Origin of the sequence: Paenibacillus zanthoxyli JH29, assembly GCF_000520715.1 — a bacterium.
Lineage (GTDB): Bacteria > Bacillota > Bacilli > Paenibacillales > Paenibacillaceae > Paenibacillus_AQ > Paenibacillus_AQ zanthoxyli.
The window spans coordinates 1-11,351 of the sequence record NZ_ASSD01000643.1 but is presented as its reverse complement, the minus strand read 5'-3'; the positions used below and the strand labels follow the sequence as shown (position 1 = coordinate 11,351).

The window sequence follows — 11,351 nt, the reverse complement described above, 5'->3', positions numbered from 1 at the left end:
TCCGTCGCCGGAAGACGCCGCTTCTCCTTCTGGCGGCTTGCCGGAAGCGCCCGCCGGGAGCAGCGCGGATATATCCTCACCCGCGTCCGCAATAATCCCCAGCGGATGAAACACCTCCACCGTCCCTTCTTCGACCAGAATCTCCCTTAGCACTCCGCTGGTCTTGGCTTCGATTTCATTGGATATTTTATCGGTCTCCACATCGAACAGAATGTCACCCTGCTCTACGCGGTCTCCCTTGGCCTTCCGCCAATTGGAGACGGTTCCCTCCGTCATTGTCAGCCCGAGCTTGGGCAATACGACAAGTTCAGCCATGACACACCTCCATGATTTTGCAAGTTATGGGCCGCAGGGTTTAGAACATCTCTTTGCAGCCTTTGACAATATCCGCCACACTTGGCAGCACCAGCGACTCTAATACCTGGGAGTATGGAACCGGAGAATCCAGCGCTCCGAGCCGCACAACAGGGGCGTCCAGCTCATCGAAGCACTGCTCCGAAATGAGCGCCGACAGCTCGCCGCCATAGCCGCCGCGCTTCACTTCTTCCGTCACGACCAGCGCCCGGTGCGTCTTGGCGACGGACCCAAAGATCGTCTCTTTATCCAGCGGATAGAGCGACCGGAGATCTATCACCTCGGCTTCGATGCCGTCTTTGGCGAGCGCGGCCGCCGCCTTCAGCGCGTCATGAACCTGCTTGCCATAGGTGATGATCGAGACATCGGCGCCTTCCCTTGCAACAGCAGCCGAGCCGAAAGGAACCTTGGACACCTTATCCGGCACTTCGCTTTTTTGCGAGTACAGCACCTTGCTCTCGATATAAACCACCGGATTGTCGTCGTCAATCGCGGTCAGCATAAGACCCCACGCGTCTGCGGCATTGGACGGGTACACCACCTTGAGTCCGGGCACATGCGTCACCCAAGCCTCAAGCGAACCGGAGTGCTGGGCTCCGGCGCTGATGCCGCCACCTGCAGGGAGACGCAGCACGAGCGGAACGGAGATTTTGCCGCCGAACATGTATCTCATCTTGGCCGCCTGGTTCACCAGCCCATCCATGCCGAAGGTGAGGAAATCAATGAACATCAGCTCCGCCACCGGTCTCAGGCCCGTTGCCGCAGCACCCACCGAAGCGCCGACAATAATCCCTTCCGAAATCGGTGTGTCGCGCACCCGCTCTTCGCCGAACTGCTCCCACAGCCCTTTCGTGACGCCGAAGGTGCCGCCGTAAGGGCCGACATCCTCGCCCAGCAGAACGACGTTCTTGTTCTCCAGCATTTTCTCCCGCAGAGCTTCGCGGATGCCCTCGCCATAGGTTATTTTTCTCATCTGATTCGCGCCTCCTCGATCAAATCGGAGTAAATGTCCTGCACGGAAGACTCCGGAGCGGGATGGGGGCTGGCGTCAGCGAACTCCAGCGCTTCCCGGATTTCCTCATCCACCTCGCGGCGGACTGCCTCAAGCTCCTCCTCCGTCAAGCTGCCGCTTCCCAGCAGATGGCTTTCGAATCTTGGAATCGGGTCCTTTTGCAGCCATGCCTCTACTTCCTCCTTGGGCCGGTAAGCGCCCGGATCGCCTTCAAAATGGCCGTGCTGTCTGTACGTTTTAAATTCCAGCAGCGTCGGTCCTTCGCCCGCGCGCGCCCGGCTCACCGCTTCGCCCACCTTCTCATAGACCGTGAGCACATCGTTGCCGTCCGCCGAGAGCGCAGGCATGCCGTACCCGATCGCCCGCTGTGAAATGTCCTTAATATTCTGATGTCTCGCCTGGCTGACGGAGATGCCATACAAATTATTCTCGCAGACGAAAATAACCGGAAGCTTCCACAGACTGGCCAGATTCATTGCCTCATGGAAGGTGCTTTGATTCGTGGAAGCGTCTCCAAAAAAGCATACGCTCACCTGGTCGGTGCCTCTGTACTGCGCGCTCCAGGCCGATCCCGTGGCAATCAGGTGTCCAGCCCCGACGATGCCGTTCGCGCCAAGGATGCCCAGTTCCGCGTCCGCAATGTGCATCGACCCTCCTTTTCCTTTACAGTAACCCGTCTCTTTGCCGAACAATTCCGCCATCATGTATTTCAAATTGCCGCCTTTGGCGACGATATGCCCGTGTCCCCGGTGGGTGCTGGTAATGTAATCGTCGTCCCTTAAGTTCGCGCAGGCGCCGACGGCGATCGCTTCTTCACCGATATATAGATGCACAAAGCCCGGAATCTTGCCTTCCGCGAAGAACACCGAGGCCGTCTTTTCAAACTTGCGAATTCTCAGCATTTTCCGGTACATCTCACTCAACAATTCTTTTGAAATGCTCAAGTGAATCCCTCCCGTTTCTGAATGTAATGCCATATTCCCCCCTAGTGGAACCTCCTTCTGATTGATTTGCCTTTCACTTAAAATATAGATGCAATTTCCGTGCCAATATTTAGCGTCTGTATAAGATGAACTTGAAAAAGGACATCAGGGTAAGGAGTAGCGGAGGGGAAGTTTGGAACTGTAGGAGCGAAATGACCCAAGTAAGAAGCGAAGCGCGAAAAAGCCCTTCCCATAATGGGAAAGACTTAGTGAAATTATTCCCATATCGGGAAGAAGCGGGAATGATGGGAATTTAGGATGCGCCGTGGATGAACCGATGAACCTCTTCCATGACCTTGTCCTTCTCCTCGCAGTAGCACAGCATATGGCCGCTGCGTTCGACCAGCAGAACTTCCTTGACGGGAGAGCCGATATGCCGCTCCAAATAGGCCGCGCTCTTGGTTTTGACGAGATGGTCTCTCGTTCCCTGCACAATGAGCGTCGGCGCCTCGATCTGCGGGAACAGGTCAAAGCTCTCCCGGACGATCCGGCTAAATTCGCGGTTGGCATGAATCGGCGTCGAGCCGAACTTGCTCACATAATTCTTCAGCATCGAAAGGCTGCCCAGCGTCTTTACAATCTCCCCCGGATTCAGCGGGAAGACCGGCGCGGCGAGCAGGGTCAGCGATTGGACGAGGCTTTTGTAGCGGACGGCCAGACGGGAAGCGATTAACGCCCCCATCGAAAAGCCGATGATATGCACGCCCTGTCCGCCCTCCGCAAGCTGCTCCAGCTCGCTCCCGGCCTGCCGGTACCAATCTTCTCGGGTTGCCTGCCGCATATCGGCCCTTCGGCCGGTGTGCCCTTTTAGCGTGAACGTTCGGGTTAGATATTGATGCTGCTTCAAATATTCCGACAGAGGCTCGATTTCAAAAATGCCCCCGGTAAATCCGTGGATGAACAGACAGCGTGCCATGATCATTCCTCTTTTCGCGGCGGTTCGGTGGTGCAATGCCTTCATTATACGCCTGCGGCTAATAGAGATACAAAAGTACAGCTAGAGAAAATAAACCGGACATAACGCCTTTACTTAAGGCACCTCCCGTGTCCCAACCATTATTACAAAACAGACGAATGGCCTCCCGTTGGGCAAGAGCCTGTGGAACAGATAGTGGCTTTGGATTTTTGTGACCGCCTTTTCACCGCCTGTGGTTTCCGTTATCATTAGAGTTGACGAAGAACGTCCCGTTTCACTCAGCTTGAGTGAGCCGGGACGTTTTCATTTGGGAGGGAAAACTATGGAATTCAGGGAAGCATACGAACAATTTTTGCAAAAGCATATCAAGGCCAGGACCGGAGAACGCAGATCACGTCTGGAAAGAGGGCACAGGCATGCCGAATCTCATTTTCTGGAACATGTCTGGTGGCCTTTGCGCGGAAATTTTGATGATCTTCATCCCGAGTATGAGGTGCTTGATTGGCGGGGCCGATCATATTTTGCCGACTTCGCCTGGCTTACGGGATACGCAAAGCTGATATTCGAGATAAAAGGATTTGGCCCGCACATACGCGATATGGATCGACAAAAATATTGCAATGAGTTAAACCGTGAGACCTTTCTTCATGCCATGGGGTATCAGGTGATTTCCTTTGCCTACGACGATGTTGAGCAGCGCCCGCAGCTATGCATCACCTTGCTGCGAATGATGCTAAGCCGTTATCAGCCTTCGGCTGCCCCAATCACCAGAGCTGAACTTGCCGAAAAAGAAGTAATCCGGCTTGCCACTCACATGGTCAAACCGATTCGGCCGATCGATGTCGTCCGGCATTTTGGAATCGACTCCAAAACGGCAATCAACATGCTGAAAAGGCTGTGCGCTAAGGGCTGGCTGGTTCCCTCGTTACGCGGCAGGGGCGAAAGAATCGTCAGCTATGAATTAGTGCCAGGAGTGCTTGATTATTTTTTCTAACCTGCTTGGTTTAACTAGCTGGAATTTCTCCCTTTAATTTAGAATAATTCATTCAAACAGAAGACTTACTGCAAAATCTCCCGTTAATTTAGCCGTTTCATTTGTTCATTCCGATAAGGAGCTGGATTAGAGGGGGATTTTCCAGTTAATTCGTAATAATCGGCAATATGTCATGGATTAGCGGGAGAATTTCCTCGTTATATAAAATGCTGCCGACATATAGCTGCTGCGCACGGCCACCGACTCGGCATCATGTTATCCACAGATGCATACAGTGCGCGGGGAACACGGAACTAATAACAGTATGCGGCGGTGTCATGATAAGCGGTTCTCGGCGCAGGGCGAGAGGAGGTAGTTACGACTACCAGCCAGCGTCAGCATTTTACGGCTCCCAGCAAATCTCAGTCTACGGAGCCGCGCGCTTGCCGCAATCCATTCGGCTTGCTGGTCCGAGAGAGGTTCTTCCGTCAATTTGTTCGCGTATCGTAAATGCCAGCTTATAGCTCTGATCTTCCAGGTACTGTTTTTTTACTGAGCCAGAGATGAATCGGAAATAGACAATACGGAAAAAACACGATGAAGAGAACCATAGACAGGCAGGAAAAGGCCGCAAATAAAAAAATTCTGTTTTGCGGCGGTTCGCCCGCCCCGGGGAGCTTCACAGATGATCGCCGTCCTTCATCCGGTATCCCACGCCCACCTCTGTAACGATGTATTTAGGCTCCGCTGGATTGGCTTCAATCTTTCTGCGGATATTGGCCATATTCACCCTCAGCGTCTGATTCTCGTTCGTATAAGGCCCCCATATTTCCCGAATCAGAAAATCATGGGTCAGCACCTTCCCGGCATGCCTTGCGAGCAGCGTAATAATCTTATATTCGATTGGCGTAAAATGAATCTCCCGGCCCTCAACCGTTACCGTGCGTTTCTCGTAATCAATCGACATCTGGCCGATGCTAATCTTCTCCTGCGCCGGGCTGCCCTCGCCCTGCCGGTTGTGGCGGATGGCGGTCCGGATACGGGCGAGCAGCTCCGAAGTGCCAAAAGGCTTCGTAATATAATCGTCGGCGCCAAGATCGAGCGCCTCCACCTTCTCCCGCTCATGACCGCGCGCCGAGACGACGACGATAGGCATGCTGCTCCACTCGCGCACCCGCCGCAGCACCTCGATGCCGTCGATATCCGGCAAGCCGAGATCGAGCAGCATGAGGTCGGGATGATGTGAGGCCGCCAAGGAGACGGCTTCCTCCCCTTTATCCGTCCGGAGTACGGCATAATCGTTCGAGTTCAATACGGTTGAAATATAGGTGCTGATTCCGGCCTCATCCTCGACGACCAGAATCAGGATTTTTCCATTCATCGGATGCCTCCTCCTCCAGCGGCAGAATCACGCGGAACACCGCTCCGCCGCTTCGTTTGTTCTCTGCCTCCAGTTTACCCCGGTGGGCTTTGACAATGGACATGCAGATGGACAGGCCAATTCCCATCCCCCGCGAGGAATCGGGACTTCTGCCGCCGGAAGCGGCATAGCTGTCAAAGAGATGCGGCAGCTCCCGCTCGTCGATACCCTCCCCGTTGTCGCTCACCTCCAGCACCGCAGTATTACCTTTCCTCATTAAGGTGACCTCGACCAGCGTATTCTCCCCGGAATGCTTGATCGCATTTTCCACCAGATTGATGATAACCTGCTCGATCAGCGTGCCGTCCATCGGCACCATCAGCAGCTCGTCGGGCACCTTGACGTTAATGTTCCGGTCCTTGAACCGGCTTCGGATTCGGCTGATGGCCTCGGCGACAATTTCCTCCGCCGCTTCCGCCGTTTTGCTGACATCGACGCTGCCCTCCTTGATCCGCGTGACCGACAGCAAATTTTCCACCATTCGGATCAGCCACTGGGAATCTTCCTTAATATGCTGAAGAAGCTGCCCTTTAACCTCCTGGTTCAAAGCATCGCAGCTCTCCAGCATCGCCGAGCTCGCCCCAAGTATGCCCGTCAGCGGTGTGCGCAGGTCATGGGAGACCGCCCGCAGCAGATTGCTGCGCATTTTCTCCTTCTCGGAGTCAAGCAGGATGCGGCGCTGCTCGTCTGACAGGCGCTGCCGCTCAAGTGCCATTGCTACCTGGGAGGCGATCATCCGCAGGAATGACCGCTGGCCGGGTCCCAGCAAAGCCCCGCCGAAGCAGGAAATGCCGATGACGCCCAGCACGCGGCCCTGGGAAATAACCGGCATGTAAAATCCGCTTGCGCCCTGAAGGGTATCCGTTCCCGCTCCGGCGCGCTTCTGGTTGGCGAATACCCAATGCGCCACCGCCGCTTCCTCGGAGGTTTGCAGGAGGGAAGCATCCTCTCCGTCCGCCGCAAGCAAGCTTCCTTCCATTCCGTCCGCCGGATCGCTCGTATAAAGAATAATGGAACGGCCAAACAACTTGACGATATAGCTGCTTGTCAGCGTAACGATCTGCTCCAGCTCGCGGGTAATCAGCAGCTTTTTATTGATTTCGTACAGCACCTCGGTCCGCCGCTCACGCTCCACCGCCACGCGCGTCTGTATCCGGTTGCGAACCGTCAAGGCGCTGGTTGTCAGGGCCACGACGAGCATTATCGCGAATGTCAGCGGATACCCCGCCTGAACCGCCGAAAATGAAAAATACGGATAAGTGAACAGAAAGTTGAACATTAAGACGCTGAGCACAGAAGCGGCTACACCGTAGGCATAGCCGGTCGTGATCCGCGAGATGATCAGCACCGATAAAATATAGACCATAATAATATTCTGGTCGCCGACATCAATCCTGTGCAGCCCGAAAGAACAAAGGGTAGCCGCAGCCAGAATGCCCAGCGCCTTCAGCGTGTCAGCCCGGGAAAAATACAAGCGTTCGGCGGGTAAGCGGACCTTCGGCTTTCGGTACGGCTTCAGCGCGGCGCTGTCGGGAATAATATGAATTTCTGTCTGAGGCAGCCTTGACAGCAGCTTATCCTCCAGGGCCATCTCAAACCGGCGGCCGAAGCGCTTCTTGGTCCGGCTCTTACCAATGACGATATTCGTAATATCCGACAGCTTGGCGTATTCCGTTATGGAGGAAGCCACATCGTATCCGCTCAGCGTAACGACCTCGGCGCCAAGCCGCTCCGCAAGCTCCATATTATCGCGGATGCTCTTGTCCGGGAAGCCGCTCCCTTGTTCGCTGCCCGCGCGCTCCACATACACCGCCGTCCATGGGGCGTGAAAGGCTTCGGCCGTCCGGGCCGTCCACCGGATACACTTGGCGGAGGTTGGCGACGGGCTGATGCAGACCAGCCATTTGATGCCCGCAGACTTCCCGGGAGTCCGGCGCTCGGACAGATTGTCGTGGCTGATCCGGTCCGCCGCCTTCCTCATTGCGATCTCACGCAGCAGTCTCAGATTGCTATTGGTGAAAAAATGATCCATCGCCGCCGCCGCCCGCTCGGGGCGATAGATTCTACCCTCGGTAAAGCGTTTGAGCAGCTCATCCGGCTCGATATCAATTAGCTTGACCTTGTCCGCGCTGTCAAACACATAATCGGGAATCGTTTCCCGCACAACGACCTTTGTAATACCCTGGACCACATCGTTCAAGCTCTCGATATGCTGGACGTTAACGGTCGTATACACGTCAATTCCCGCCTGAAGCAGCTCCTCAATATCCTGGTAGCGCTTCTTGTTCCGTACGCCGTCCGCATTGGAATGCGCAAGCTCGTCAACGAGGATAAGCTCCGGCTTGCGCTCCAGCGCCTGATCCAGATCGAACTCGCGCAGACGGATATGCTTATGCTCTACGACTTTGGGGGGTAGCGTCGGGAGCCCTTCAAGCAGCTGCAGCGTTTCCGGGCGGGTATGGGGCTCGACATAACCGACCAGCACGTCGACCCCGCGCTGCAATTGCTCCCGGGCATCGTCCAGCATGGCGTACGTCTTGCCGACACCGGCGGCATAGCCGAAGAAAATTTTGAGTTTTCCGGTTCTTGCGCCCGGATCGGAAGGCATATCCTTCAACAGTTCATCGGGGTCCGGGCGTTCGTCTTGATAAGATAACATGATACACCGCCTTTAGTAGAAACGGCTGCGCCGCCCCCTTAAAGAGGACGGCGTCCGGTTAGAGACAATCACCGTTTCACGTAGATTATAGAAAAACCGCAGGCTTTAAGCACGTCCTCTTCGATCAGATCAGATCAGAGCAGACCGTCCAGCGCCAGATTAACCTTCAGCACATTTACCGCCGGTTCACCAAAGACGCCGAGAAAGCGGTCCGTTGTATACTTGTCGATCATTTCATTCACCGTCTTCACGGGGATGCCCCTTGCCCGGGCGATGCGGTCGGCCTGATATTTGGCGGCCGCCGGCGACAGGTTGGGATCGACGCCGCTGCCGGACGCGGTCACAAGCTCGGCGGGAATATCCTGCTTGTTCGCCGGGTCGAGACCGCTCCACCAGGCCGCTCTCTCCCGAACCTTACCGAGCTGCTCACTGCTGACCGGCGACATGTTGCTGACGCCCATCGGTCTGCCGATCAAATACCGGGCTTCCGTGAAGGGCTGGCCGATCAGCGCCGAGCCCACCGTGCGGGGGGCGCCGTCTTTTAATTTTACCGTGATCAGACTGCCGTTCGCCTCGCTTGGCATAAGCGACTGAGACAAAGCCGTAATGACTCCAGGATAAATTATACCGCATAGCACGGTCATAACAATGAAGCTTAACAGGGCGGGACGCAATATTTTGAAGCTGCGTTTCATATCAACTCACCTCATGCCAGACCGCAAGCGGTCAGAAGTAGATCAATCAGCTTAATGGCGGCGAACGGCGCGGCTATGCCTCCGAGACCGTAGATCCAAATATTTCGTTGCAGCAGTTTCCGGGCGGGCATCTCCTTGTACTTGACCCCTTTGAGGGAAAGGGGAATAAGCAGGATAATAATAACCGCATTATAAATGATGGCCGATAAAATGGAGCTTTTGGCGCTGCTGAGTCCCATGACATTTAGCGCCGTAAGCTGCGGATAGATGCCGAAGAACAGCACGGGAATAATGGCAAAATATTTAGCCACGTCATTGGCTACGCTGAAGGTCGTCAGCGCCCCCCGGGTCATGAGAAGCTGCTTGCCGATCCGCACAATCTCAATCAGCTTGGTCGGGTTGGAATCGAGATCGACCATATTCCCGGCCTCCTTGGCCGCCTGCGTTCCCGTATTCATGGCAACCGCGACATCCGCCTGGGCAAGCGCCGGCGCATCATTGGTTCCATCCCCGGTCATCGCCACCAGATGTCCCTTGGACTGATAGTCGCGGATCAGCGCAAGCTTTGCTTCCGGCGTGGCTTCGGCCAGAAAATCGTCCACGCCCGCTTCGGCTGCGATGGCGGCGGCTGTCATCGGATTGTCGCCGGTAATCATAATCGTCTTGATGCCCATCTTCCGCAGGTCGTCAAAGCGTTCTTTGACGCCGTTCTTGACGATGTCCTTCAAATGAATGACGCCGAGCACCCTGCCGTTCCGGGCCACAACCAGGGGTGTACCGCCCGCAGTCGCGACCTGCTTTACAATCTCTTCGCATTCCTGCGGATAAACCCCGCCTTTCGCTTGAACGTAAGCCTTGACGGCGTCCGCTGCTCCTTTGCGAATCTCGCTTCCCTGGTAATCAATGCCGCTCATTCTCGTCTTGGCCGTGAACTCCACGAATGCCGCGTTAAGCTTCGCCAGATCCCGGCCCCGTATGCCGAATCTCTCCTTAGCCAGAATGACGATGCTCCGTCCTTCCGGCGTCTCGTCCGCGAGTGAGGAAAGCTGGGCCGAGTCGGCCAGCTCCTCTTCGGTCACGCTAGGGACCGGAATAAATTCGCTGGCCTGCCGGTTGCCGAGCGTAATCGTACCCGTTTTGTCAAGCAGCAGCACGTCGACGTCGCCAGCCGCCTCAATCGCCCGCCCGCTCATCGCCAGCACATTGGCCCGGTTCAACCGGCTCATGCCTGCGATCCCGATGGACGACAGCAGCGCGCCAATCGTGGTCGGCGCCAGACAAACGAGCAGCGCGATAATGTTGGTCAGCGATACGGGCGCGCCCGTTCCCGCCTGGCGGCTCGCGAAGGATGAGAACGGCAGCAGGGAAGCGCAGACGACCAGGAAAATGATCGTCAAGCTGACAAGCAGAATTTGCAGCGCGATTTCATTCGGCGTTTTTTTGCGGGAGGCGCCTTCGACCATGGCGATCATTTTGTCCAAAAAGCTGTTCCCCGCTTCCGCCGTTACCCGGATGATGAGCCAGTCGGACACGACCGTCGTTCCGCCCGTTACCGCGCTGCGGTCGCCCCCGGATTCACGGATAACAGGCGCGGACTCGCCGGTGATCGCGCTCTCGTCAACCGAGGCCGCTCCCTCAATGACTTCACCGTCCATTGGAATTTGCTCCCCGGCTTCCACCAGGACGATCTCGCCTTTCAGCAGCTTGTCGGACAGCACCTCCGTATAGTCTTCGCGGTTTGCGGCGGACTTCAATTTCTTGGCTTTGACCTCTTTCCTTGCGCTGCGCAGGCTGTCCGCCTGCGCCCGGCCTCTTCCTTCCGCGATCGCCTCGGCAAAATTGGCGAACAGGACGGTAAACCAGAGAATCAGCGCAATCGCCAGCGTGTAGCCGGCGGCTTCATCCCGAATCCCAGCAAAAGCCAGCAAATACAATAGTGTTGTAAACCAGGCTCCAACGTAAACGACCAGCATAACCGGATTTTTCACCTGAATGCGCGGCGACAGCTTCACGAAGGATTGACGGAGCGCATCATATAAAATAGATGGCTGTTTATTATTTTCTCCCATTGTTATCACACCTCTATAATCAGCTTTAACCGCGGGTCGTAAAGTAATCGGCAATCGGTCCGAGCGCAAGTGCCGGCAGGAAGCTGAGCGCGCCGATCAGAAAAATGATGGCAATCAGCAGAAAAGCAAACATTGCGCTGCTCGTGGACAGCGTGCCTTCGCCCGCCGCTACACTTTTCTTGCCGGACAGGCTGCCCGCCAGATAGATCACTCCCGCCATCGGGATGTAGCGGACCAACAGCATCATGAACCCGCCGACGATGTTGGTGA

Annotated in this window: 10 protein-coding genes; 1 reads left to right on the top strand and 9 read right to left on the bottom strand. The window is 55.8% G+C overall.

Annotated features, from left to right (window positions below; all coding sequences use genetic code 11):
• The 4 genes from L691_RS30085 to L691_RS0124530 all read right to left on the bottom strand — a co-directional run.
• Positions 1–315 (bottom strand): biotin/lipoyl-containing protein (locus L691_RS30085; protein WP_036738148.1); only part of this gene is annotated, 315 nt, incomplete at its 3' end.
• Positions 316–355: 40 nt separating this feature from the next.
• Positions 356–1,327 carry an alpha-ketoacid dehydrogenase subunit beta gene (locus tag L691_RS0124540; RefSeq protein ID WP_025692883.1) on the bottom strand — a complete coding sequence of 324 codons (972 nt, stop codon included), beginning with the start codon at positions 1,325–1,327 and terminating at the stop codon, positions 356–358.
• Entirely contained in the window at positions 1,324–2,280 is a 957-nt protein-coding gene (locus L691_RS0124535) for a thiamine pyrophosphate-dependent dehydrogenase E1 component subunit alpha (protein WP_408634794.1), read from the bottom strand. Before L691_RS0124535 ends, L691_RS0124540 begins: the two co-directional genes overlap by 4 nt.
• Before the next feature lie 322 nt (positions 2,281–2,602).
• On the bottom strand, positions 2,603–3,265 hold the full coding sequence (locus L691_RS0124530; RefSeq protein ID WP_025692881.1) for an alpha/beta hydrolase: 663 nt from the start codon (positions 3,263–3,265) through the stop codon (positions 2,603–2,605).
• 322 nt (positions 3,266–3,587) lie between these two features.
• On the opposite strand from L691_RS0124530, the gene L691_RS0124525 reads away from it, so the two are divergent.
• Positions 3,588–4,259: a DUF559 domain-containing protein gene (locus L691_RS0124525; protein WP_025692880.1), complete on the top strand. Its 672-nt coding sequence runs from the start codon at positions 3,588–3,590 to the stop codon at positions 4,257–4,259.
• Between the two features lie 658 nt (positions 4,260–4,917).
• Here L691_RS0124525 and L691_RS0124520 read toward each other — a convergent pair.
• From L691_RS0124520 to L691_RS30080, 5 genes are all read right to left on the bottom strand, one after another.
• The gene (locus L691_RS0124520) at positions 4,918–5,619 is read right to left on the bottom strand and encodes a response regulator (RefSeq protein WP_025692879.1); all 702 of its coding nucleotides are present in this window, start codon (positions 5,617–5,619) and stop codon (positions 4,918–4,920) included.
• On the bottom strand, positions 5,582–8,317 hold the full coding sequence (locus L691_RS0124515; RefSeq protein WP_025692878.1) for a sensor histidine kinase: 2,736 nt from the start codon (positions 8,315–8,317) through the stop codon (positions 5,582–5,584). Before L691_RS0124515 ends, L691_RS0124520 begins: the two co-directional genes overlap by 38 nt.
• Positions 8,318–8,451: 134 nt before the next feature.
• Positions 8,452–9,012: a K(+)-transporting ATPase subunit C gene (gene kdpC / locus L691_RS0124510; protein WP_025692877.1), complete on the bottom strand. Its 561-nt coding sequence runs from the start codon at positions 9,010–9,012 to the stop codon at positions 8,452–8,454.
• A gap of 11 nt (positions 9,013–9,023) precedes the next feature.
• The gene (gene kdpB, locus L691_RS0124505; RefSeq protein WP_025692876.1) at positions 9,024–11,081 is read right to left on the bottom strand and encodes a potassium-transporting ATPase subunit KdpB; all 2,058 of its coding nucleotides are present in this window, start codon (positions 11,079–11,081) and stop codon (positions 9,024–9,026) included.
• 25 nt (positions 11,082–11,106) lie between these two features.
• Positions 11,107–11,351 (bottom strand): potassium-transporting ATPase subunit KdpA (locus tag L691_RS30080; RefSeq protein ID WP_036738143.1); only part of this gene is annotated, 245 nt, incomplete at its 5' end.

Coding starts and splice junctions, on each gene's coding strand:
- L691_RS0124525 (WP_025692880.1), top strand. CDS start 3,588: ATGGAATTCAGGGAAGCATACGAACAATTTTTGCAAAAGCATATCAAG.
- kdpB (WP_025692876.1), bottom strand. CDS start 11,081: ATGGGAGAAAATAATAAACAGCCATCTATTTTATATGATGCGCTCCGT.
- L691_RS0124515 (WP_025692878.1), bottom strand. CDS start 8,317: ATGTTATCTTATCAAGACGAACGCCCGGACCCCGATGAACTGTTGAAG.
- L691_RS0124530 (WP_025692881.1), bottom strand. CDS start 3,265: ATGGCACGCTGTCTGTTCATCCACGGATTTACCGGGGGCATTTTTGAA.
- kdpC (WP_025692877.1), bottom strand. CDS start 9,012: ATGAAACGCAGCTTCAAAATATTGCGTCCCGCCCTGTTAAGCTTCATT.
- L691_RS0124520 (WP_025692879.1), bottom strand. CDS start 5,619: ATGAATGGAAAAATCCTGATTCTGGTCGTCGAGGATGAGGCCGGAATC.
- L691_RS0124535 (WP_408634794.1), bottom strand. CDS start 2,280: ATGTACCGGAAAATGCTGAGAATTCGCAAGTTTGAAAAGACGGCCTCG.
- L691_RS0124540 (WP_025692883.1), bottom strand. CDS start 1,327: ATGAGAAAAATAACCTATGGCGAGGGCATCCGCGAAGCTCTGCGGGAG.